General features: G+C 64.4%; 19 protein-coding genes and 4 pseudogenes. 19 read left to right on the forward strand and 4 right to left on the reverse strand.

What is annotated here, in order from left to right; genetic code table 11:
* The first annotated feature begins 64 nt into the window (after positions 1–64).
* The 4 genes and pseudogenes from MMSP_RS13765 (at position 65) to pimB (ending at position 3,753) form a co-directional block, all read left to right on the forward strand.
* Complete coding sequence (locus tag MMSP_RS13765) at positions 65–319, forward strand: hypothetical protein (RefSeq protein ID WP_012394895.1); 255 nt, start codon at positions 65–67, stop codon at positions 317–319.
* A 174-nt stretch (positions 320–493) separates the two neighbouring features.
* Positions 494–1,654 carry a peptidoglycan hydrolase RipC gene (ripC, locus tag MMSP_RS13770; RefSeq protein WP_015356166.1) on the forward strand — a complete coding sequence of 387 codons (1,161 nt, stop codon included), beginning with the start codon at positions 494–496 and terminating at the stop codon, positions 1,652–1,654.
* A 58-nt stretch (positions 1,655–1,712) separates the two neighbouring features.
* A pseudogene (locus tag MMSP_RS13775) lies at positions 1,713–2,524 on the forward strand (hypothetical protein).
* A gap of 71 nt (positions 2,525–2,595) precedes the next feature.
* On the forward strand, positions 2,596–3,753 hold the full coding sequence (gene pimB / locus MMSP_RS13780; protein WP_020787111.1) for a GDP-mannose-dependent alpha-(1-6)-phosphatidylinositol monomannoside mannosyltransferase: 1,158 nt from the start codon (positions 2,596–2,598) through the stop codon (positions 3,751–3,753).
* Positions 3,754–3,934: 181 nt separating this feature from the next.
* Here pimB and MMSP_RS13785 read toward each other — a convergent pair whose 3' ends face one another.
* Positions 3,935–5,737 (reverse strand): long-chain fatty acid--CoA ligase, encoded by a 1,803-nt coding sequence (locus MMSP_RS13785; RefSeq protein ID WP_020787112.1) that lies wholly within the window; start codon positions 5,735–5,737, stop codon positions 3,935–3,937.
* Between the two features lie 207 nt (positions 5,738–5,944).
* Between MMSP_RS13785 and MMSP_RS13790 the strand changes: the two genes are divergently transcribed.
* From MMSP_RS13790 to MMSP_RS13810, 5 genes are all read left to right on the forward strand, one after another.
* Positions 5,945–6,334: a hypothetical protein gene (locus MMSP_RS13790; RefSeq protein WP_036426499.1), complete on the forward strand. Its 390-nt coding sequence runs from the start codon at positions 5,945–5,947 to the stop codon at positions 6,332–6,334.
* Positions 6,335–6,430: 96 nt separating this feature from the next.
* Positions 6,431–6,865 carry an SRPBCC family protein gene (locus MMSP_RS13795; RefSeq protein WP_011741295.1) on the forward strand — a complete coding sequence of 145 codons (435 nt, stop codon included), beginning with the start codon at positions 6,431–6,433 and terminating at the stop codon, positions 6,863–6,865.
* Complete coding sequence (locus MMSP_RS13800) at positions 6,862–8,136, forward strand: ArsA family ATPase (protein ID WP_188069513.1); 1,275 nt, start codon at positions 6,862–6,864, stop codon at positions 8,134–8,136. The genes MMSP_RS13795 and MMSP_RS13800 overlap by 4 nt, the downstream gene beginning before the upstream one ends.
* A complete protein-coding gene (locus MMSP_RS13805) occupies positions 8,133–8,522 on the forward strand; it encodes a hypothetical protein (protein WP_015356162.1) in 390 nt (129 codons plus the stop codon). The genes MMSP_RS13800 and MMSP_RS13805 overlap by 4 nt, the downstream gene beginning before the upstream one ends.
* A gap of 87 nt (positions 8,523–8,609) precedes the next feature.
* On the forward strand, positions 8,610–9,341 hold the full coding sequence (locus MMSP_RS13810; protein WP_011741292.1) for a 1-acyl-sn-glycerol-3-phosphate acyltransferase: 732 nt from the start codon (positions 8,610–8,612) through the stop codon (positions 9,339–9,341).
* Here the strand turns inward: MMSP_RS13810 and MMSP_RS13815 are convergent, their stop codons facing one another.
* Positions 9,342–10,625, reverse strand: coding sequence for a glycosyltransferase 87 family protein (locus MMSP_RS13815; RefSeq protein ID WP_036426500.1), 1,284 nt, complete (start codon positions 10,623–10,625; stop codon positions 9,342–9,344).
* A gap of 91 nt (positions 10,626–10,716) precedes the next feature.
* Here MMSP_RS13815 and MMSP_RS13820 point away from each other — a divergent pair.
* Together MMSP_RS13820 and MMSP_RS13825 are read left to right on the forward strand one after the other, a co-directional pair.
* Positions 10,717–11,584: pseudogene (locus tag MMSP_RS13820) on the forward strand (hypothetical protein).
* Positions 11,585–11,593: 9 nt separating this feature from the next.
* On the forward strand, positions 11,594–12,073 hold the full coding sequence (locus MMSP_RS13825) for a polyadenylate-specific 3'-exoribonuclease AS (protein WP_012394886.1): 480 nt from the start codon (positions 11,594–11,596) through the stop codon (positions 12,071–12,073).
* A 259-nt stretch (positions 12,074–12,332) separates the two neighbouring features.
* On the opposite strand, the gene MMSP_RS13830 is transcribed toward MMSP_RS13825, so the two are convergent.
* Complete coding sequence (locus tag MMSP_RS13830; protein ID WP_020787116.1) at positions 12,333–13,334, reverse strand: 3-oxoacyl-ACP synthase III family protein; 1,002 nt, start codon at positions 13,332–13,334, stop codon at positions 12,333–12,335.
* A 368-nt stretch (positions 13,335–13,702) separates the two neighbouring features.
* Positions 13,703–14,719, reverse strand: coding sequence for a terpene cyclase (locus MMSP_RS13835; RefSeq protein ID WP_020787117.1), 1,017 nt, complete (start codon positions 14,717–14,719; stop codon positions 13,703–13,705).
* A gap of 612 nt (positions 14,720–15,331) precedes the next feature.
* Between MMSP_RS13835 and idsB (MMSP_RS13840) the strand changes: the two genes are divergently transcribed.
* The 8 genes and pseudogenes from idsB (MMSP_RS13840) to idsB (MMSP_RS13875) all read left to right on the forward strand — a co-directional run bounded on the left by idsB (MMSP_RS13840) (position 15,332) and on the right by idsB (MMSP_RS13875) (position 23,529).
* Positions 15,332–16,369, forward strand: coding sequence for a geranylgeranyl diphosphate synthase IdsB (gene idsB / locus MMSP_RS13840; RefSeq protein ID WP_020787118.1), 1,038 nt, complete (start codon positions 15,332–15,334; stop codon positions 16,367–16,369).
* Between the two features lie 182 nt (positions 16,370–16,551).
* Positions 16,552–17,088 (forward strand): isopentenyl-diphosphate Delta-isomerase, encoded by a 537-nt coding sequence (gene idi / locus MMSP_RS13845; protein WP_020787119.1) that lies wholly within the window; start codon positions 16,552–16,554, stop codon positions 17,086–17,088.
* Between the two features lie 29 nt (positions 17,089–17,117).
* A complete protein-coding gene (gene mvk, locus MMSP_RS13850; protein WP_235065747.1) occupies positions 17,118–18,101 on the forward strand; it encodes a mevalonate kinase in 984 nt (327 codons plus the stop codon).
* A complete protein-coding gene (gene mvaD / locus MMSP_RS13855) occupies positions 18,098–19,108 on the forward strand; it encodes a diphosphomevalonate decarboxylase (RefSeq protein WP_020787121.1) in 1,011 nt (336 codons plus the stop codon). The genes mvk and mvaD overlap by 4 nt, the downstream gene beginning before the upstream one ends.
* The gene (locus tag MMSP_RS13860) at positions 19,105–20,217 is read left to right on the forward strand and encodes a phosphomevalonate kinase (protein WP_015356152.1); all 1,113 of its coding nucleotides are present in this window, start codon (positions 19,105–19,107) and stop codon (positions 20,215–20,217) included. Before mvaD ends, MMSP_RS13860 begins: the two co-directional genes overlap by 4 nt.
* A gap of 73 nt (positions 20,218–20,290) precedes the next feature.
* Positions 20,291–21,297 (forward strand): annotated as a pseudogene (locus MMSP_RS13865) (hydroxymethylglutaryl-CoA reductase).
* 45 nt (positions 21,298–21,342) lie between these two features.
* On the forward strand, positions 21,343–22,509 hold the full coding sequence (locus MMSP_RS13870) for a hydroxymethylglutaryl-CoA synthase (RefSeq protein WP_020787124.1): 1,167 nt from the start codon (positions 21,343–21,345) through the stop codon (positions 22,507–22,509).
* Positions 22,510–22,525: 16 nt separating this feature from the next.
* A pseudogene (gene idsB / locus MMSP_RS13875) lies at positions 22,526–23,529 on the forward strand (geranylgeranyl diphosphate synthase IdsB).
* The last annotated feature ends 33 nt before the right edge of the window (positions 23,530–23,562 follow it).

Genomic DNA, 23,562 nt, shown 5'->3' on the forward strand with positions numbered 1-23,562 from the left:
CGCCGGTTAGCGTTCGGCTCAGTTGACAGTGAGCGCAAGACACTACCGAGAGGACCGACCCCAAATGGCACACACCAGCGGAACCGACAGCAAAAGCGGTGCGGGGGCCGAACCGGGCGATCCGGTGGTGATTGATTGTGATGACTGCGCGGTCCGCGGGCCCGCGTGCCGCGACTGTGTAGTCAGCGTCTTGCTCGGGGTCCCCGACGAGTTGATGTACGACGAACGCGTGGCGCTGGAAGCCCTCGCGGATGCCGGGCTGGCGCCAAGGTTACGGCTGGTCCCAATCCGCCGTAACCGAGCGACTGGCGTCGCGTAGAAGTTATGTATGGTGGTGATCGCGCAAAGACGCGCTCCCACATGAAAACTACAGAAATCTTGCTATTTTCTTAACTCTCCCGTTTGGACAAACGCCGATATCATTTCGTAACCTATTTGAGACCTAAACCGGCTCGACGGCACATCGCAGATGGCAGTTTAAGGAAGCAAAATCTTGAGGCTCGACTGTAGGCAATTGACTGCGCGCGTTATCCGGCGGTCCGCCATCGGTTCGTTAGCGAGCTTCACCGCGTTGTCCGGCTTCGTCGCCGCGGGTGCGATGGCGGACCAGGCTGAGGACGCGCTGGCAAAGCTAAACGAGCTATCTCGGCAGGCGGAACAAACCACCGAAGCGATGCACAGCGCAGAGCTCGACTTGGGCGCGAAGCTGGCGGCTCAGCAGGCCGCTGAAAACAAGCTCACTGACGACCAGGCCGCGCTGGACGCCGCCAAGGGGCAGCTGGCCTCGTTCCAGACCGCGGTCAACAAGGTCGCCGCGGCCGCTTACATGGGTGGTCGCGCCAACGGTATGGACACGATTCTGACGGCTCCGTCCCCGCAGCTGCTGATCGACGGCCTGTCGATGCAGCGCGTGATGGCGCACCAGATGGCCACCCAGATGTCGGGTTTCCGGACCGCCAGGGAGCAGGCCGCCAAGGCTGAGCAGGCCTCCGAGAAGTCGGCCGCCGATGCCAAGTCCGCCGCCGAACAAGCTGCGGCCGTGCGGGCAAATCTGCAGCACAAGCAGAGCCAGCTGCAGGTCCAGATCGCGGTCGTCAAGTCGCAGTACCTGGCATTGACTCCGGACCAGCGCACCGCGCTCGCCGATCCAGGACAGGTTCCCGCCGGATTGCCAGGTGCCCCCGGGCCGGCGCCGGAGGGCACACCGCCAGGTGGACCGCCGCCAGCGGGCGCACCGGTGCCGGGTGAGGCCCCGCCGCCCGGTGGAGTGTCCGCGATGCCGTTCACGCCGCCAGACGGTGCCGGCGGCGACCGCGCGGCCGTGGTGCAGGCGGCGCTAACCCAAGTTGGGACGCCCTACGCGTGGGGCGGTGCCGCTCCAGGTGGGTTCGACTGCTCCGGGTTGGTCATGTGGGCCTTCCAGCAAGCCGGCATCGCGCTACCTCACTCCAGCCAGGCGCTGGCCCATGGAGGTCAACCGGTATCGCTGTCGGACCTGCAGCCAGGCGACGTCCTGACCTTCTACTCCGACGCGTCACATGCCGGCATCTACATCGGTGACGGACTGATGGTCCATTCGTCCACCTACGGTGTACCGGTGCGGGTGGTGCCGATGAATTCCTCGGGACCGATCTACGACGCGCGCCGCTACTGACGGCTCTGCCACGGTGCTGCGGCATCGATCCCGATGGTTTTCGATTGCGCTGGCGTGCATATTTGTCATCGAGTTGGTAACGGCTGCCGCCGTAACGCGTCATCCGGATAGTGCGCCACAGCGGTCACTAGCGTCTGCTGAGGATCCTGGCCCGCCGACGGTTGTCATCGGAGATCGGACCGTGCGGCTGATCAACCTCGGCGGCGCGAACTCCGACCTACTGTTGTCGCGCGTCGGGGCGGACATCCGCGGCGCGGTCAATGCGGTGGTGGCCTTTTGGGGCACCGACTGGGCCCGCGAAATCTCGGTGGTGGCCGCCGGTTCAGACGAACAATTCCGAACGGCGGCGGGCGGCGGTACGGCGTCCCAATGGGCTGACATCGCGGCGGTGACTGGGCCGAGCGCTTCGATCCTGGCAGCCGGGCGGTGGCTGGCCAACGAATTGTGTTCGCACCAGGCGCGGTCAAGATGAGCGCCACGGCGCTGCGAATAGTGCTGACCCACGAGCTTTTTCACTACGCGGCCCGCGTTGACACGGCACTTGACGCGCCGCGGTGGTTGACCGAGGGGGTGGCCGATTTCGTCGCGCGGCCGACCACTTCCCAGCCGGCTGAGGCCCCACCCGCAGCTCTGCCGTCAGACGACGACCTCGACATTCCCGGGCCGGCGCGCTCGCGAGCGTATGACCGAGCATGGTGGTTTACCCGATTTGTGGCCGACACCTATGGCACCACCAAGTTGCGCGACCTCTACCTGGCCGCCTGCGGTCCAGGGCATTCGGACTTGCCGCGAGCCGCGCTCGAGGTGCTCGGCACGGATGCTGTCGGGCTGCTCGCCGGCTGGCAGCAATGGATGAGCGTCTCGTCCTGATTCGAGCACGATCCAACGCGTGGCAAAGACCGCTGGATAGTCCACATCGTGGCCAGGCTAGATTGGCCCTGGTGAGTCGGGTCCTGCTGGTAACTAACGACTTTCCGCCCCGTCGCGGCGGCATCCAGTCATATCTGAGCGAGTTCGTCGGTCGCCTCGTTGAGGCCGGGTCGCATTCCATAACGGTCTATGCACCGCAATGGAAGGGTGCGCAGGGGTATGACGACGTGGCCCGGGCCGCGGGCTATCGGGTGGTACGCCATCCCAGCACGCTGATGCTGCCCGTTCCGACAGTCGACAGCCGGATGCGCCGGCTGATCGCCCAGCACGACATCGATACCGTGTGGTTCGGTGCGGCCGCACCGTTGGCTCTGCTGGCGCCGCGTGCGAGGCAGGCTGGTGCGACCCGGGTGCTGGCCAGCACGCATGGTCACGAGGTGGGTTGGTCGATGCTTCCCGTCGCGCGGTCGGTACTGCGTCGAATCGGGGACACCACTGACATTGTGACCTTCGTCAGTCGCTACACGCGCTCGCGATTCGCGCCGGCCTTCGGGCCCGCGGCTTCATCGGAATACTTGCCGCCCGGAGTCGACACCGACCGGTTTCGGCCGGACCCGGCCGCCCGCGCCGAACTTCGCAAGCGCTACCAGCTGGGGGAGCGGCCCACCGTGGTGTGTGTGTCGCGGCTGGTGCCGCGCAAGGGCCAGGACACCCTGATCAAGGCGCTACCCGCGATCCGCCGGAGGGTCGACGGGGCGGCGCTGGTAATCGTCGGAGGCGGCCCCTATCTGGAGACGTTGCGCAAGCTGGCGCGGGACTGCGAGGTGGATGAGCATGTGACGTTCACCGGCGGCGTGCCGGGCGAGGAGCTGCCGACCCATCACGCGATGGCCGACGTGTTCGCGATGCCGTGCCGCACTCGGGGCTCTGGTATGGACGTTGAGGGCTTGGGCATCGTCTTTCTCGAGGCGTCCGCCAGCGGCGTGCCGGTCATTGCGGGTGAATCTGGTGGAGCGCCGGAAACGGTGCAGTACAACAAGACCGGGCTGGTGGTCGACGGCAACTCGGTGGACAAGGTCGCCGGCGCGGTCATCGAGGTGTTGGCCGATCGCGACCGGGCGGCCCGGATGGGTGACGCCGGCCGGCAGTGGGTGACGTCTCAGTGGCGCTGGGACACGTTGGCGGCCCGCCTCGCCGAGCTTCTGCGCGGCGACGATGCCGGCCGGTGAGGCCGGAGGAGGAGTCGGGCGATTGGGGTGGTGCGCGGCGACGATGCCGGCCGGTGAGGCCGGAGGAGGAGTCGGGCGATTGGGGTGGTGCGCGGCGACGATGCCGGCCGGTGAGGCCGGAGGAGGAGTCGGGCGATCCGCTCATGCGCGCCGCCGGCGGAGCCGCCGGCGGCGCGTTGGACTAATCCTTGGTGTAGATCGCCTCGATCTCGACGGAGAACTTTTCGGCGACCACGTTGCGCTTGACCTTCATCGTTGGCGTCAACTCGCCGGTGTCCTCGGTGAAATCGACGTGCAGAATTCGGAATTTGCGGATCGATTCGGCGTGGGACACCGCCAAGTTGGCCTCCTTGACGGCCGCATCCACCTCCGCAACCAGGTCGGGGTCCTCGGCCAGGTCGCGCACCGCCGCATGGTCGGCCTTGCTGTTGCGTTGCTTCCAACCGCCGAACGCCTCGGGATCGATGGTGATCAGTGCGCCGATGAACGGCTTGGCGTCCCCGACCACCATCGCCTGGCTGATCAGCGGGTGCGCCCGTAGCTGATCCTCTAGCACCGCGGGGGCGACGTTCTTACCGCCCGCGGTGACGATGAGCTCCTTCTTGCGGCCGGTGATGCTCAGGAAGCCGTCGTCGTCAATTGCGCCGAGGTCGCCGGTCCGGAACCAGCCGTCGGTGAATGCCTCGTCGGTGGCCTGTTCGTTGCGCCAGTAGCCGCTGAACACCACGCCGCCGCGTACCAATAACTCGCCGTCGTCGGCGATTCGCAAACTGTTGCCGGGCACCAGTTTTCCGACCGTCCCGATTTTGAGAGCGTCAATCTGGTTGACCGTGACGGCCGCGCTGGTCTCGGTCAGTCCGTAGCCCTCGTAGATGGTTAGGCCGACCCCGCGATAGAAGTGACCAAGTCGTGCGCCCAACGGTGCCCCACCGGAGACCGCCGCGTGGCAGTCGCCGCCAAGCGCCGCGCGCAGCTTGTGGTACACGAGCCGGTCGAACAGCGCATGCTTGGCGCGCAACAGCAACCCCGGGCGGCCGTCATCCCAGGCTCGACTCCAATCGACCGCCGTCTGCGCGGCGAGCTTGAAGATCGCCCCCTTGCCGTCGTTGGAGGCATTCTGTTCCGCGGTGTTGTAGACCTTCTCGAAAACCCGCGGTACCGAAACCACAACGGTGGGTTTGAACACCGCAAACAGTGGCAGCAGATTCTTGATGTCGCTGGTGAATCCGACGGTCACCTTGCTGGCGAAGGCCGACAAGGTAAGCGCCCGGGCCAGCACGTGGGCCAGTGGCAAGAAGACCAGCAGCCGTTGCCCGGGGGTCAGCAGCGTGGGTAGGCACTCCTGCGTGCCGCGAATCTCGTGAAGCAGGTTGGAGTGGGTGAGTTGGCAGCCCTTCGGCCGCCCGGTGGTGCCCGAGGTGTAGATCAGGGTTGCCGGATCCGAGGAGCGCAGCGCATCGAGTCGCGCCGTCAGCTCTGCCCGGTCAACCGACCCGCCCTCCTCGGCGAGCTGCTCGAGCGCCTTGGGACCCGAACCGTTGATAACCAGGACGCGGCGCAGGGCGGGCAGGTCACCGGTCAGCTCTGCGATCATTGCGGCATGCGCGTCAGTCTCAGCGAACGCCAGCACGGCTTCTGAATTCTGCAGCACCCAGCGCACCTGCTCGGCAGACGATGTCTCGTAGATGGGCACGGTGACAGCGCCCACCGCCAGGATCGCCAGATCCAGGATCGCCCACTCGTAGCAAGTGGCCGAGAAAATGGACACCCGGTCACCGGCCTGGACTCCGAGTGCGATCAAACCCAATGCTGCAGAACGAATGTGCCGGGCCGCCTCGGCGCAGGTGATATCGGTCCAGATATCGTCGATCTGGCGCTGATAGATGATGTGGTCGGGATCATCGCGCTCGTGCTCGAAAACTATGGCCGCGACGTTGTCGCGCTCGTCGACGGAAAAACGGGCGGGGACACTGTACTGACGCACTTCGTTTCGACCTCGCTACACCTGTTGTGGCGTTGATTGCCATTTTGCGGGCGGACTGCCTGCTCACAGCCTAATCGCAGCATTCGCGCAGCATGGAGGCGCCTGGTTGGCACCTGGTTCGGATTCTCACTGCGATTGCCCGCGCGCGGGTTCCGCACCTGCGGGGTGGTGCCAGCCCCCCTCAGGTGGGTGTGTGAAGCTGTGGCCATGAACAGCATCCAGATCGTGGATGAGACGTATATCGCCGCGGATGGCGCACGGGTCGGAGCCGCGGTCGCGGATCGATCAAGCTGGAGCCGGTGGTGGCCCGATCTGTGGCTGCAAGTCACCGAGGACCGCGCCGACAAGGGAATCAGGTGGGCGGTTACCGGGGCCTTGACCGGCACGATGGAGATCTGGCTCGAGCCGTCGTTGGACGGGGTCGTGCTGCACTATTTCCTGCATGCTGAACCCACTGGAGTGACGGCTTGGGAGTTGGCCCGGATGAAGCTGGCGAAAATGACGCATCAGCGCCGGGTGGCGGGCAAGAAGATGGCGTTCGAGGTGAAAACGACGTTGGAGCAGACACGCCCGATCGGAGTTTCTCCGGTAATTTAGCCGGGTCAAGGTAGCGCTTCGGGGAGTACCGTTTCTGCCGGAAGGCCGTGTCCCCGGGAAAAAACATCGAGTGCGGGGGCAGAGAAAGGTGGTCAGGTGGCGGACAAGACGACGCAGACGATTTACATCGATGCGGAGCCGGGTGAGGTGATGAAAGCGATCGCTGACATCGAGGCCTACCCCGAATGGATCTCCGAGTACAAGGAAGTCGAAATCCTCGAGGCCGATGACGACGGCTATCCGATGTTGGCCCGGATGTTGATGGACGCCACCATCTTCAAGGACACCCTGATCATGGCCTATGAGTGGCCGGCAGACCGTCAATCGCTTAGCTGGACCCTGCAGTCCAGCTCGCTGCTGAAGGCCCTTGAAGGTTCGTATCACTTGGCGCCCAAAGGCTCTGGTACTGACGTTACCTACGAGTTGTCGGTTGATCTGGCCATTCCGATGATCGGAATGCTCAAGCGCAAGGCTGAGCGCAGGCTGATCGACGGAGCCCTGAAAGATCTGAAGAAACGAGTTGAGGGCTGAGTGATCCTGTTGCGCCCACCCCGGCTCAGATCAGTCTCTTCGTAGGCAAAGGCGGGGTAGGAAAATCCACTTTGGCGGCCGCCACCGCGGTTTGTGACGCCACTGCTGGTCAGCGGGTGTTGGTGGTATCCACCGATCAGGCGCACTCGCTGGGTGATGTGCTGGGCATTGCGGTTGCGCCGACGGGCTCCGGCGAGCCGGTTCGTGTTTTTGCTGATCTCGAGACCGGTCAGGTCGACACCGGCGGGGGGTTCTTGGACGCCCTAGCGCTGGACACCCTGGCGTTGCTCGAAGACCGCTGGCGAGACGTTGTCGATGCCCTCAATGGGCGATTTCCGGATTCGGAGTTGGGCAGCATTGCTCCCGAGGAGCTCTCCGCGCTGCCCGGAGTCCAGGAAGTGCTCGGTCTGCACGCGGTCGGTGAGCTCGCGGCCAGTGGACGTTGGGACCGCATCGTGGTCGACTGCGCCTCGACCGCGGACGCCCTGCGGATGTTGACCCTCCCCGCCACCTTCTCCCTGTACGTCGAGCGCGCGTGGCCGCGGCATCGCCGGCTCAGTCTCGCTATCGAAGATGGCCGCTCGGCCGCGCTGGTGGAGCTGCTGGAGCGAACCAGTGCCAGCGTCGATCGACTCAGCACTTTGCTGACGGATGGTTCTCTGGTCGGCGCGCATCTGGTGCTGACTCCTGAGCGGGTGGTCGCAGCGGAGGCGACGCGCACGCTGGGATCGTTGGCCCTGATGGGCGTCCGCGTCGAGGAATTACTCGTCAATCAGGTTCTGGTGCGGGACGAGGCATACGAGTACCGCAGTCTGCCCGACCACCCCGCCTTCTACTGGTATGCCGAACGCATCTCCGAGCAGCGTGCCGTTCTCGAGGAACTCGACGCCACCATTGGCGATGTGGCGCTGGTGCTGGTTGCGCATGCGGCCGGCGAGCCGATCGGACCCAAGGCCCTCGGTGGGCTGCTTGATGGCGCCCGCCGGCGCCGCGGAAGCGCGCCGCCGGGGCCGCTGCGTCCGATTGTTGACCTCGAGTCCGGGTCCGGCCTTGGGTCGGTATATCGTCTGCGGCTAGCGTTGCCCCAGCTCGATCCCGGTTCGTTGACACTGGGCCGAGCTGATGACGACCTGATCATCAGTGCCGGCGGCATGCGGCGCAGGGTGCGGTTGGCCTCCGTATTGCGGAGGTGCATCGTGCTGGACGCGCGCCTGTCTGGCGGTGAGCTGACCGTTCGATTTCGACCAGATCCGGAGGTGTGGCCGACGTGACTGGGCCCCATACCGAAGTTGGTCCTGAACTGCGCAAACTCGCCCAGGCGATCCTCGATGGCGTAGATCCTGCACTGCGCGCCGCGGCCGCCATGGCATCGGGCGGAGCGACCGGCAAGTGCCAACAGGTGTGGTGCCCGCTGTGTGCGCTCGCTGCGCTGGTCAATGGTGAGCAGCACCCGTTGACGACGGTTATCGCCGAACACAGTGTGGCGTTGCTCAACGTGATTCGCGCCATAGTCGACGACATCGACCGATCGGCGAAACCGCCGCCGGATGGTCCGCCCGGCGGGGGCCTCAGCAGTGAGAGCGCCCCCGAAAACGGGTCGGCGAACGCCGATGCGAAGACGCGCTACCAGGCGATCCCGATTACTCTGCAAGAGTAAGCGACCAACCTACGGAGGTGGTCGTACCTATCGCCGATGGGTACAGTTGGCGCAGACATCATTCCGATGCGGGTGAGAGGGAGGGCCATGTGGTACTACCTATTCAAGTACATCTTCATGGGCTGGCTCTTCACCCTGCTGGGGCGGCCGAAAGTCGAAGGGCTGGAACACATCCCGAGCTCCGGGCCGGCTATTCTCGCCAGTAATCACCTCGCTGTGGCCGACAGTTTCTACCTGCCATTGGTCGTGCGTCGTCGGATCACCTTCCTGGCGAAGGCCGAATACTTCACCGGTACCGGCGTGAAAGGCTGGATCAACCGCTGGTTCTACAGCGTCTCCGGGCAGGTGCCGATCGACCGCACCAATTCCGACGCGGCACAGGCCGCACTCGAAACCGCCGCAGGACTGCTGCGCCAGGGCAAGCTGCTGGGCATGTACCCAGAAGGCACCCGCTCGCCCGACGGTCGCCTCTACAAAGGCAAGACGGGCCTGGCTCGGCTGGCGCTGCACACCGGAGTTCCGGTCATCCCGGTGGCGATGATCGGCACCAATGTCGTCAACCCGCCGGGACGCAAGATGTTGCGCTTCGGCCGCGTCATCGTTCGTTTCGGTAAGCCGATGGATTTCTCGCGGTTCGAGGGTCTGGCCGGCAACCACTTCATCGAGCGGGCCGTCACCGACGAGGTGATGTACGAGCTGATGGGGCTCTCGGGCCAGGAGTACGTCGACATCTACGCCGCCAGCATCAAGAACGGCGGCAAGGGGGATGACGACGGGTCCGGCGACGCGGTACGGATTCCCGAAACCGCCGCCGGATAATCAGCGCGCGGCCGGGGCCGGGGTTCGGTCCGGCTCCGCCGGACGCTGCATTGTCATCCGGGTGGTGACCGTCAGTCCGGCCACGACGATCACGGCCAACGCCCACCACACGTAGGACATGCCGGCCAGCTGACGCCACCAGGCCGCGGTGGCCTCGCGGTGTTTGGGCAGCAAATCGATCGGTGACCAGCGCATCAGCGCCAATCCGGCAATGGTGACCACCGCCAGCGCGACGTTGCGCCGCCGCCAGGCCAGCACCCCGGTCACGACCACCGCCGGCAACATCCAAACCCAATGATGCGACCACGACACTGGGGAAACCACCAGGCCGAACAAGGCGACACAGATCACCGCAAGGCTTGGCTCTTCGGCCCGCAGGACCCGCCGCATCGCCCAGACGGTCACCGCGAGTACCCCTAAAGACAGCAACACCCACAGCAGGTGGCTCGCATGCTCGCCGATCGGTAGGCGGGCGAGTGCGCCCGCAATGTTCTGGTCGGTGTTGAGCGCCGCGGAACCGATCCGGTCGGTGTGCAGCAAGGTGTCGGTCCAGTACTCCCATGAGTCGTGCCAGGCCAGCGCGAAACCGGCCAGCGTGGCGACCACGAAAGACGCCACCGCCGTCAGCGCCGCCCGGTTGTCGCGGCGCAGCAGGAAGTAGAGCAGGAACACGGCCGGAGTCAGCTTCAGGGCGATCCCCAAGCCGAGCAACAGCCCCCGGGGCCGCGGTGTGCGACGCGGGAAGCAGTCGAGTATCACCAAGGTCATCAGCACGGCATTGATCTGGCCAAAAGCGAAGTTGGAACTGATCGGCTCCAGCCAGAGCGAGGCCGGGGCCACGATGATGACCGCCAACCACAACCGGCGCAGCCACGCGGGTCCGGGCAGCTGCTCCGAGTTGGGCCACACATCCAGAGCGGTAAGCACCACCACCGTCGACGCGCTCAGCACCACCAACGTCAAGAATGTGATCGCCACACTGGCCGCCGGCATGTGTAACCAGGCAAACGGGCTGAACACCACCGCCGACAGCGGAGGGTAGGTGAACGGCAGGTCCAGTCCGATTGGTGTGTGGAACTTCACGTCGCCGCTGTAGAGCGGGCGCCCGTCCAACCAGGCCTGACCGCCCATCTGATAGATGTCGATGTCGATGCGGTATGGGATGTGCCCGAACAACCGCCAGACCACGCATCCCAGTGCCGCGGCCGCTACCAGCCACAGCAGGTACCAAACCGAGACCCGCCCGAGTCGACTGCCCACGTCGGGCGACCTCAATGTACTCATTTCCCCGACAGCCTAATCGTTACCGGACGGCCGGACACCGCTGCAGCGAGGCTGCCGACCTGCATTCGTCGGTGGGCGTAACTTTTTTGTGGTGTTCTATTGGCTGCAGCATGACATTGTCGACCGCGGCCGATTGCCGCTTTTGTGCTGCCTGGTTGCCTTCATCCTGACGTTTTTTGTGACCCGCACCTTCGTGCGCGTCATCCGCGGGCGCCCAGACGATGGCCCGCTGCCCAGGTGGTGGCAGCCCCGCAATGTGCACCTCGGGTCGGTGCATGTCCACCATGTGACATTCGGGGTGGTGCTGGTGATGATCTCGGGGCTGACCTTGGTGACGCTGGCTGTCAACGGACGCGAGCCCGAACTCAGCGTGGCGGCAACTTTTTTTTGGGATCGGCGCGGCACTGGTGCTCGACGAGTATGCGTTGATCCTGCATCTGTCCGACGTCTATTGGGAGGAAGACGGCCGTACCTCGGTGGACGCGGTTTTTGCGGCGGTAGCGGTGGCGGGTCTGCTGACCCTGGGTTTGCATCCCCTGATGTTCTTCCCGACGATCTGGTCCGGTAGCGATTCGGTGCTCCCGCGTGCGGTGGTGGTCGGCGGATTGGTGCTCACGCTGCCGCTGGCAACGGTGGTGCTGATCAAGGGCAAGGTGTGGACCGGGTTGCTCGGCATGTTCATCGTGGTGTTGCTGGTCATCGGTGCAATCCGGCTGTCGCGGCCGCATGCCCCTTGGGCCCGGTGGCGCTATACCGCGAAACCGGACAAGATGCGGCGAGCGTTGCAGCGCGAGCGCACCTTGCGCCGCCCGGTGGTGCGGGCCAAGCTCTGGTTGCAGTGTGCGATCGCCGGCACCCCTCGGCTGCCCGACGAGCGCGCCGTCGAGGCGCAGTTGGATCGCGACGTTCACCCCGCGCCGCCACCCGAGGGCACCGAGCCGATATTGACCTCCGTATAGGCTGCGGCGATGCGGTACTTCTATGACACCGAGTTCATCGAGGATGGCCGCACCATCGAACTGGTCTCGATCGGCGTGGTCGCCGAGGACGGCCGTGAGTACTACGCCGTTTCCACGGAATTCGATCCGGAACGGGCTGGAAGTTGGGTTCGTGCCCATGTTCTGACCAAACTGCCGTCACCCGCCTCGCAGGTGTGGCGTTCGCGCCGCCAGATCCGCCTGGACCTGGAGGAGTTCCTCGGTGTGGACAGCGGCGAGCAGATCGAACTATGGGCCTGGGTCGGGGCCTACGATCATGTCGCGCTGTGTCAGTTGTGGGGTCCGATGCCGGGCCTGCCGAAGGCGATACCGCGTTTCACCCGGGAATTGCGGCAGCTGTGGGAGGATCGCGGCAGCCCGCGGCTACCCCCGCGGTCCCGAGATGCCCACGACGCGCTGGTCGATGCCCGTGATCAATTGCGAAGGTTTTTGATCATCACCGACCGCTAGCAACGTTCGGCCCATCAGCCCGCAACAATGCCCAGTTACCATGTACCGATGAACTGGACCCGACTAACCGCCGTTGGCGGTGGGCTTTCCGATGGGATGACCGCTGCTGACCGTCCGAATTTCGGACGGTCAGCCCGCGGCGCTGGGGTCGGTTACCCGGGTCCGGCGCGCGCCTGTTCGTGACCAGGCGCGGGCAGGATTGCGACGCTCCCGGATCGTCGCCCCGGTCGGGGGCGGTCCGGTGGTGGCGCAGCGCGTGCTACTTGTGAGCGCCCACATCACCCGCGCTGCCCGACGCCGCGGCCAGCAGCGTGATACCGGCGGCCATTCCCCCACCGAAACCGATGCACAGGATATTGCCGTGCAGCTCGGGGTACGCGTGGTGCAGGGTGATGGGGATCGATGCCGAACCGGTGTTGCCGAATCGGTCGATGGTTTGGTGGCATGTGGCGTTACGCAGGTCCAGTAGCGAGTAGATCTCATCGAGCATGCGTCCATTGGCTTGGTGCATCACCACGTGGTCGATGTCCTCCACAGCGAGGTGGTGTCGCGCCAAGAATTTGCGGACTTGCTCCGGGACCGTGGTGGTGACGAAGTCGCGGACGCCTCGACCGTCCATGTGGAAGTAGTGCTGTCCCGCGTCGAGAGTGGCCGTGGTCAGGGGCTGGCGGCTGCCGCCGCCGGGCACCCCGATCAGGTTGATGTGCTGGGTGAAGGTGTGCAGTTCGGTGTCGACGATGCGCAGGTGCCTCGAGCTGGCTGTGGTGGGTCCGACCACCACAGCACCGGCGCCGTCGCCGAACAGGCAGACCGTTTTTCGGTCGGTGGGGTCAAGGATGCGTGAGTAGACGTCTGCTCCGATGACCAGCACGTGGATGCTGTCACGTTGGGCCAGCGCGTGTGCGGTGTTGATGGCGAACAGGAACCCGCTACACACCGCATTGGTGTCGAAGGCGTATGCGCTGTTGGCGTGCAGCGCATTTTGGACAAAGGCGGCCGTGGGTGGCTGGGGTTGGTCGGGTGTGGAGGTCGAGACGATGATCGCTCCGAGCTGCCCGGCGTTGATTGCGGTGTTGGCGAGGGCCTGTTCGGCGGCCTGGACGGCCAGATCCGAGGTGGCCTGCTCCGGGTCGGCCCAGCGTCGGGTCCGGATCGCAGTTCGGGCGAATATCCAGGCATCGTCGATGCCGGCGCTGGCACCTGCCTGGTTGTTGGTGACGACGCGCGGCGGTACGAATGCGGCGGTGCCTAGTATGCCCACTGTGGGCGGTAAGGGCACAGATTCCTCTGGGGGAGAGGGCATTTGCGCGAGCGCGCAACCACAGCAGCATTCGGGACGGTGCTCCATGATCTCCTCCAGGAAATTGTTGTGGAAGTTATTGCGAGATCAGTGTCGAATGGGTGACCGTTGACAGCGTGTGGATGGCGCTGGCCCGGTCACCGTGGATGCAGTTGTGGTCGAGTTGAAGTGGCGGTCTTGGATTTTGGTGTTGTCCTGCTGACGACCGCGGCCAAGACGCCGGCCGTGAACTACCTGGCTGAACCAACGGTCGCCAGTTTCTTTTCGCTCACGGCCGCGCCTTGTCGTGTGCTGATGTTCGCCGCAGCCCCTGGGCGCTGATGCGAGTCCTAGGTTCGCAAGTCCCCGAATACTTCCTTTTCGCGCTCCATGTCGATGGCGCGCGATGCGTAGCGTGCGGTCTCCAATGACCACGCCACGTTGCCGGTTATCCAGTTGCTGCAGGTATCCAGCATGGAGATCACGCCTTGTTGATCTTCGGTTGGCAAGCGTGGGATGAGGCGGGTGTGGATGAGCTGTTTGGTTTGATCGAAGCGCGCGATCTCCTCGTGCAGGTACTGACTGACCCGGTCGGCTGCTTGCGCAGTCGTGAGATCATCCTGAGACTGCAGGACGGCGACGTAGTTGCACAGGTCGCCCAGACTGAGCTCTTTGGGCGCGGAGTAGAGGTCGTTGCTCCAGGACACGATGTTGTTGGCGGCTTCGCGAGCGGCCCGTATGTATGGGTGCACCAACAGCGACTCCGATAGGGCACGTCTAGCGGCGGCTTCGCCGAGGTCGAGCGTGATGAATACTGCGCTGGAGATCAGCCGGTGGGCTCGATATGACTGTTCGTCGAGCGCAATGCGTGATGCGTTGATCAGGGCATGGCTTCGGTAGGAGTTGACGTAATCGACCATGTCGTTGGCCAGTCGTCTGCACCAGTACGCCGGCATGCCCTGGGTAGTCCGCTCCCAAAGATCCTCCAACGCCACCACATAGGGCCTGACTACTGGGCTCGGGGGTGCTGAGGGCAGCCCGGTGTAGACGGTGTTGGTGGCCGCCGCCGTCGCAATGGCAAAGTCCTGATCGCAGCCGTCTATCGATTCATCGAAAACGTCGTCGAAGGCAAAGAGCCAACCGATCCAGTCCGCCATCAGATCAAGCTCCGCACCGGTTGCCGCCGGATAGGTCCATGCCGCCAGGCGATGCTGCGCGAGTGCATCGAAGGCGTCACCGTTGGGGCCGTCGAGGACGATGCCTGTGGCGCGAGACCATGTCTTCAGGTGTTCCCCTGCTTTGTCGACATCGGGGCTGATTGTCGCCTCGGTACCCAAGTCGACCTGGGGGAAGTCAATAACGTTCACTTGGAGTCCATTTCCGTTGCGCTACTGGGAATTTCCGCCGCTGATTGAACAGGCTCGTCCTCAATGGATTCTCAACGGATCTTGAACCGTGGCGGAGTGTCTCGCCGCGAAAGGAGTGTGATCAAGCTGGGCAGCTTGATGTTTCGGCGTCGCAAGGTGTGATGTGAATGGAGAGCCCGTCGGGCGTGTGTGATCGGGGCCGGGCGAGCGGCAGAGCGGAGTTAAGTCCCTGCAAGAGCGACATCTTCACGAAGTCTCGCACTCTCATCGCCGCCCGCGTCGCATCCTGAATATGGGTACCAAAACGCACTTGCCTGCGGGTTCCGCCCCGCGGCCGCGATGGCCGCATCTGGGGCGGCTGGCATGCGTCCCGGGGGAGGCGAGCGGCGCCGCGCGTCGGTCTCAAGCGACTCACCCAGACATCTATTACGTACACGTTAAATCCAGATCGCACTTGGATATTCGGTTGATCCCTACCGGATCGACATGCTTCTGCGGCCCAACGAGCGCCGCAGGTCAGCTCATTGAGAAGTTGTTGAGGCCGGTACCGGACACTGCCCGTCACCGCTTGTGGTTCGCGGACAGGTTTCTTCTGATGTGAGGAGTTGGTCGATGTCGTTGGGCATGGTCAATGTTGCCAATGCGACCCCGAACGCAGCTCGGGCGCTGCTGAAAAATGCTCGGCAACAGTGCGATCCGGTCTTGCGGACAGCAGTGGGGTGGTTGAGTGAGCCGTTGGCCAAGATGGCCGGATATCACCTCGGCTGGTGGGACGTCAATGGGGTGCCGGTAGATGGTTCGTCTGGCAAGTCGATTCGGGCGGCGTTGGCGTTTGGGGCGGCGTCGGCGTGTGGTGATGCGCGTGCCGCAGCTCCTGTGGCGGCGGCGGTGGAGTTGATGCACAACTTCTCGTTGGTTCATGACGACGTGATGGATCGCGATGCCACTCGCCGGGGTAGGGCGACGGTATGGGCGGTGTGGGGTGAGACCAATGCGATTGTTCTCGGAGATGCGTTGCACGCGTTGGCCGGCCGTGTGTTGGTTGAGATGTTGGAGCCTGAGGTTGCGGCGAACGCCGTTATGAGGTTGGAATCCTCGTGTGTGACTTTGTGCGATGGCCAGTTCGAAGATTGTGACTTTGAGACACGCGAGTCGGTGAGCGTTGATGGCTATCTGGAAATGGCGGCCGGCAAGACGGCGGGATTGATGGGTTGTGCCTGTGCGTTGGGGGCGTTGGCCGCGAATGCGGATCCTGCCACGGTGACGGCGATGCATCAGTTCGGTTTCCAACTGGGCTTGGCGTTCCAGATCGTCGATGATGTGATGGGTCTCTGGGGAGATCCGAATGTCACCGGTAAGCCGGTCGGTAGTGATCTGGCCCGCCGCAAGAAGACTTTTCCGGTGGTCGCCGCCTTGGGCTCTGGTACGGAGGCGGCGGCTAGCTTGGCGCAGCTTTATGGGGCTGAAGAGCCGATGTCAGCCGATGAAGTGCGGCAGGCGATCGACTTGGTGGAGACCGCGGGGGGCCGCAAGGCCGCCGAGCGGCAGGCCGATGAATGCATCGGTGCCGCGCTGGCGGCACTACCTGACTCCGCGCGATCAGAAGATCTGATTGCGTTGACGCAATTGGTCATTGCCCGCGACCGGTGACTTCTTACACCGAGCCGAAATGAAATCAGAACGGCCCGAGAGGCCCCCTTGCTGCACTTCTTGGTTGTCGGGTAAGCGGCCAACAGTTCAGTAGCGGTTGACGATTTGGTAGGCCGCGACGATGCGGTGATGGGGAACTGCTTCCGGGGATTTGCCGGACCACGCTGAAAGGACTGCTTGAAATGCCGGAGATCATGTTGGAGTTGGTTGATGCCGGTGGCGTCACGCAGGGTGTGGCGGAGAAGATCGCTGCGCATGAAGCGCCGGGGCTGCTACATCGCGCGTTCTCGGTGTTCCTATTTGATGACTCCGGGCGAATGGCACTGCAGCGCCGTGCCGCGGGCAAGTATCACTGGCCAGGAGTCCTGTCGAACGCGTGTTGCGGACACCCGTTTCCTGGGGAGAGCCCGCGGGTGGCCGCGCAGCGCCGAGTGCGCGAAGAGCTCGGGCTCGACGTCGAACTCGTACCGGCAGGGACGGTGACGTATCGCCACGCCGATGCGCAGACGGGTCTGGTCGAGCATGAGTTCAACCACCTGTACGTGGGGCGAATCTCGGGTCCGCCACAACCGGACCCCGACGAGGTCTCGGAAGTGCGCATGGTGACCGCGGCCGAACTGGCCCAGCTGCTCGAAGCGGATAGTTTCTCCGGTTGGTTCCTCACCGTATTAAGCGCCGCCCGAGTCGCTTTCGCCCAGTTCACGCAAGAGATCTACTAGCGATAGGGCAACAAGTGAGTCATCCCGCGATGAAGGCACGTTCGAGATCGGGTGTGGGAACGGCGACCGGGAAAGCGATCGTCCTAGGCGAGCACCTGGTGGTGCATGGGGCGGCCGCACTGGCCATTCCGATCCCAATATTGGTCGAGACGGCCACCGCACACCGGGGCCCGGCACCAACCCCGGTCCGGCAGCCAACGGTGGGGTCGATGGGTCTGGACATGGCGTCGCTGATCTCAGACTTCGCTGAACGGTTCGACGTGCCAGCCGCAGTCGCGTCGGGCGTGGTTGTCGAGGTGTCGCACGTCGTGCCATGCGGGCGTAGGTTGGGGTCGAGCGCGGCGGTGGTGCGAGCGGTGGTGCTGGCGCTTGCGGACCTGTTTGAGTGTGAGCCGTCTGCGGCGCAGGTTTATGAGCTGGTTCAGTCCAGGGAGCGAACCGCGCACGGCACACCCAGTGGGGTGGATGCGGCCGCTACCGGCGCTGACGGGCCCATTGTGTTCCGCCGGGGGGCTGTCCGACCGGTGAGCCCGGCGCCGGTAGGGGTGTTTGTGGTGGCTGACAGCGGCGAGATCAGCGCGACCAAAGACTCCGTCGCTGAGGTCGCGGCAATCTTGACTGCCGACAGAGACGGCTTGGCTCGTCGGGACTGGCTCGTCGAGCAACTCGATGCTCTGGTCGGTCGCGCGGCCATCGACATGCAGCAAGGCGATCTCACCGCACTCGGGGCAGCGATGGCTCGCAACCACGACCTGCTCCGCGGGCTGAACCTGTCAACGCCGCGGCTGGAGGGTCTCATCGAGGCGGCCAACACCAGTGGCGCAATGGGCGCCAAACTCACTGGCAGCGGTCGCGGCGGATGCGCGCTCGCACTTGCCCGCGATTGGGTCCACGCGCAAGTCATCGGTGAGGCAATGCTCAAGGCCGGCGCGGTGGCTACCTGGGCTGTCGCGCTCGACTCCTTCGCCGGACGGCTCACCGCGAGCGCATCGGGTCGCGAGGTTGCGCCGTGAGCACAGCAGCGGCGACCGCGGTCGCTCATCCCAACATCGCGCTGATCAAGTACTGGGGCAAGCGCGACGAAGAGTTCATGCTTCCGATGACCTCGAGCCTGTCGATGACCCTGGATATCTTCCCGACTACGACCACCGTCGAGGTCGGGCCCACCGGCGGTGGAGTTGGTCCGGATATCGTGATGATGGCCTGGAAGCCGGCGCCGGAGGCTTTTTCGACCCGAGTTACCGAATTCTTGGATCTGCTCCGAGTGCGGGTGAAGTCGCGGGCCCCGGCGATCGTTGATACCCACAATGCGGGGCCCACCGGAGCTGGGTTGGCCTCATCGGCGAGTGGCTTCGCCGCGCTGGCCGCCGCTGCGTGTGCGGCCTACGGGTTGGACACCGATGTCCGGGAACTGTCCCGGCTAGCGCGTCGTGGTTCAGGCTCGGCGAGTCGTTCGGTGTTCGGCGGGTTCTCGGTGTGGCACGCCGGTGCCGCGATTGGAGCCGACGGTGATGCCCAATCCTATGCCGAGCCAATCGATGTCGCGCTTGATCTAGCGCTGGTGGTCGTTGCGGTCGAGGCCGGGGCCAAGCAGATCTCGAGCCGGGCGGCAATGAGCCAGACCGTCAAGACTTCTCCGCTGTATCGAGCCTGGGCTGACGCCAGCGGTGATGACCTGCACGCGATGCAGGCCGCGCTTGCCGCCGGCGACTTGCACGGCGCCGGTGCGATCGCCGAGGCCAACGCGATGGGCATGCACGCCACCATGCTGGCCGCCCGGCCCGCTGTTCGATACATCAGTGCGGCCTCGCTACAGGTAATCGACCGGGTCGTCGCGATGCGCGGCGACGGCATCGCGGCCTACCTGACGATGGACGCCGGTCCCAACGTGAAGGTGCTCTGCTCGCGCGATGATGCGGCACTTATCGCGGCCTCACTGAAGGAGCTGAGTCAGGTCCAGACGGTGGTGGTGGCCCATCCGGGGCCCGGGGTGGCTCTTGTAGAGAAGGCCACGCGGTGAACAGCATCCGAAAAGCACCGGGCAAACTGGTCATTTTGGGCGAGTTCGCGGTCGTCGAGCCTGGCTGTGGCGCGCTGGTCGCTGCGATGGACCGCTATGTCACTGTCCAGGCCGCGGATCTGGGCATCGGTGGCGGGGTCGCCGTCAGTAGCGAGCTGATAGCTGGCACTGTGGATTTGGATTCTGACCGGTCCGTCGCGGCCCGGCAGCTGCCGCATATCGCATCCGCGGTGGCCATCGCGCGCCAGTGGCTGGACTGCCCGGACCGCGGCGTCGGACTGACGATCACCTCGCAGCTGCATGAGCGTGGCGTGAAGCTGGGCCTAGGTTCCAGTGGGGCTGTCACCGTGGCGGTTGTCGATGCGGTTACCGCCGCATGGGGCGCCCCGGTAGACCGGACGACCTTATTCCGGCTTGCGTTGATCGCGACCGCGCGCCTGACGACCTCTGGCTCCGGTGTTGACGTGGCTGCGGCGGTGTTCGGCGGCTGGCTGTCCTACCGCTCCCCGGATCGCCAAGCCATCGTCGAACTCGCCGCCGCGGACCTGCATTCGGCGGTTCACGCCGAATGGCCCGGCCACGTCATCGCCGCGGTCGCGCCGCCGCCTGAACGTCTGCTCGTCGGGTGGACGGGCGCTCCCGCGGCCACCACGGCCCAGATCGGCAGGCTGGCATCCGGCGACCGAACCCGCGACGAGATTGTGCGCCGGTTCCGCGAGTCTTCCGAAGAATGTGTCGACGCCGCTATTGGCCTGCTGACACCTGCGACGGCCTCCTGCTGCGGGTCTGCGCCCGCTGGCGCGGGACTCGGCGAGCATGTGCGTCAGTTCCGGAATCTGCTGTGCGAGTTGGACCGCGCTACTGCAATGGGCATCTTTACCGAGCGGCTCAACGCGCTGTGCGCCGCAGCAGAAACCAGCGGCGCGGCCGCTAAACCCTCCGGTGCTGGAGGTGGCGACTGCGGGATTGCATTGGCAGGAAGCTCCGTCGATGTGGCCGGGCTTGGCCGTAGCTGGCTGCACGCGGGCATCCGCCCCCTCGACGTCGACGTAGCCCCACCAACGGTGAACGCCGCCGATATTGCTCTTCCAACAACAACATCCTTCTAACAGCCCGAAAGAGGTAACCACAAATGACCACACAACAGGAGCAGCTCTCGGTGCATGTGTCCCCCTACGCTGGGTGGGGCCCATCAAGATCTCGGGCAGCGAAGGGCAATTCAGCGCCCATGCACCGTTGGCCACCTATGAATCACCGGTATGGCCGTCCGTTGGCCGCGGGGCCAAACTGTCCCGTCTGACCGAAAACGGCATTGTCACAACCCTGATCGACGAGAAGATGACCAGGTCGATCCTGCTGATCGCCCCCGATGCCGCCGTCGCAAACAACACCGCGCGCCAACTGCAGACCGAATTCGCAGAGCTAGCAGCGGTTGTCGGACAAACAAGCCGCTTCGCCGAGTTGATCGGGATGCACCCGCAGATCACCGCGAACCTACTGTTCATTCGATTCGAGTTCCGCACCGGCGACGCCAGCGGCCACAACATGGCCACACTAGCGGCCGATCACCTGATCGCACATATCCTGACCCGCTATCCGCAGATGGAATACGGATCGATCTCGGGCAATTGTGCTGCGACAAAAAGCCGACCGCGATCAACGGCATCCTAGGCCGCGGAAAAAACGTGGTCACCGAGATCGTGATTCCCCGCGACCTCGTCGAACAGCACCTGCACACCAGCGCGGCAGCGATCACCGCGCTCAACATCCGCAAGAAACTCATCGGCACCCTGCAAGCCGGTACCATCCGATCGGCCAACGCGCACTACGCCAACATGCTGCTGGCCTTCTACCTCGCCACCGGCCAAGACGCCGCCAACATCATCGCAGGCTCCCAAGGTGTAACACACGCCGAGGACCGCGACGGCGATCTGTACTTCTCCTGCACCATTCCCAACCTGATCGCCGGCACCGTAGGCAACGGTAAAGACCTGGACTTCGTCACCGACAACCTCGCCCAGCTGGGATGCCGCGAACAACGGCCCCCCGGCGCCAACGCACGCCGGCTCGCCGTAATCTGCGCGGCCACCGTGCTGTGCGGCGAACTGTCACTCATGGCCGCCCAAACCAACCCAGGCGAACTCATGCGCGCGCACACCACATACGAACGCAAACCATCGACGGCCTAACAACAGACAACCCCAAAACCGCAACACCGGAAAGGAACATCCATCATGGTCTCGATCGGAATTCACGACCTATCAATAGCCACTGCGCATTACGTACTCGACCACGCAACCCTGGCCGAACACCACGGCGTGGACGTGAACAAATACCTCATCGGTCTGGGCCAACAGCAGATGAGCATCGTCGCACCAGATGAGGACATCGTCACTTTGGCCGCCGCGGCCGCCGACCCGATCATCAAACGGCATGGCAGCCAAAAGATCCGGACAATAGTCATCGGTACCGAGACCGGCGTCGATCAGTCCAAATCGGCGGGAATCTGGGTGAGCTCCCTGCTCGGCCTACCCTCGAGCGCCCGCGTACTCGAAGTCAAGCAAGCTTGCTACGGGGCGACGGGTGCTCTGCAACTCGCGCTGGCACTCGTACACCGCGACCCGACCCAGCAGGTGTTGGTCATCGCAGCCGATGTGGCCCGCTACGACCTCGACAGCCCGGGCGAGCCCACTCAGGGCGCAGCGGCCGCGGCGATGCTGGTTTCGACAGACCCCGCGCTGCTGCGGCTGGAGGAGCCCACCGGAATCTATACCGCCGACATCATGGACTTCTGGAGACCGAACTATCGCAGCACCGCGTTGGTCGACGGAAAGGCCTCGGTCACCGCATATATGGAGGCGGCATCGGGCGCGTGGAAAGACTACACCGAACGCGGCGGTAGACCCTTCGGCGAATTCGCGGCTTTCTGCTACCACCAACCGTTCACGAAAATGGCGTACAAGGCACACAAACAACTGGCCGCAGAAGCCGGTGAAGATGCCAGCGACGCCGCGGTCCAGGCGGCGGTCGGCAACACCGTCGAGTACAACCGGCGGATCGGCAACAGCTACACCGCATCGTTGTATCTGGCCCTCGCGGCGCTGCTGGATCAAGCGGACGACCTCTCAGATCAGCCGATAGCGATGCTGAGCTACGGATCAGGTTGTGTAGCCGAACTATTCGCCGGAACCGTCACTCCCGGATATCAGCAACATCTACGCACCGATCAGCACCGCGCAGCGCTGGAAACGCGAATCCCGCTGAGCTATGAGCACTATCGCAGACTGCACAACCTCACGCTGCCCACCAACGGCAACCACCACAGCCTGCCGGTGGAAACCTCCCGCCCGTTCCGGCTGACAGCGATCTCCGAGCACAAACGGATGTACGGCGCAGTCTGATGTGAGGAGGTGGTCGATGTCGCTCGGCATGGCCGATGTTCCAGATGCGCCACCGGATGCGGGTCGGATACTGCTGGCGCGGGCTCGGCGCGAGTGCGATCCGGTAATGCGGGTAGCCGTGGGCTGGTTGGCTGAGCCGTTGGCAACCATGGCCGGGTATCACTTGGGCTGGTGGGATGTCAACGGATCCGGGACGGGTGGTTGGTCAGGGCGGGCGACGCGGGCCGCTTTGGTGGTCGGGGCAGCCGCCGCTTGCGGTGACGCGAGTGCGGCGGCTCCGGTGGCGGCGGCGGTGGAGTTGATGCACAATTTCTCGCTGGTTCACGACGACGTGATGGATCGCGATGTCACTCGCCGCGGCAGGGCGACGGTATGGACGGTCTGGGGAGAAACCAGCGCGATCATGTTCGGAGATGCGCTACACGTCTTGTGTAGTCGCGTATTGGCCGAGATGTTGGCGCCCGAGGTTGCCATGACCGCGATCGCGACGTTGGAGTCGTCGTTTCTGGGTTTGCGTGTCGGCCAGGTCGATGATGGTGACTTCGAGACGCCCAAGCGGGTAACGGTCGACGGGTACTTGCGGATGGCAGCCGGGAAGACCGCGGGATTGATGGGGTGTGCCTGTGAGCTGGGGGCGCTGACCGCGGGTGCGGATCCGTTGACGGTATCGGCGATGCGGTAGTTAGGCTACCACCTGGGCCTGGCCTTTCAGATCCTCGACGACATCGTCGGCATTTGGGGAGATCCATCTGTCACCGGCAAGCCGGTCGGCAGCGATCTGGCCCGCCGCAAGAAGACTCTGCCGGTGATTGCGGCGTTGGAGTCCGGCTCCTCGGCGGCGCTCAAACTGGCTGAGCTGTATCGGTCTACGGAGCCGATGACGGCCAATGATGTGGCGTGGGCGAGTGAACTGATCGAAGCCGCAGGGGGGGCAAGGCAGCTCGGCGGCATGCCGATGAACTCATGGATGCCGCCCTTGCCGCGTTGCCTGACCAGCTAGGCTCGGCTGATCTGATCTGATCTGATCTGATCTGATCTGATCTGATCTGATCT

This window comes from Mycobacterium sp. 012931 (genome assembly GCF_000419295.1).
Lineage (GTDB): Bacteria > Actinomycetota > Actinomycetes > Mycobacteriales > Mycobacteriaceae > Mycobacterium > Mycobacterium marinum.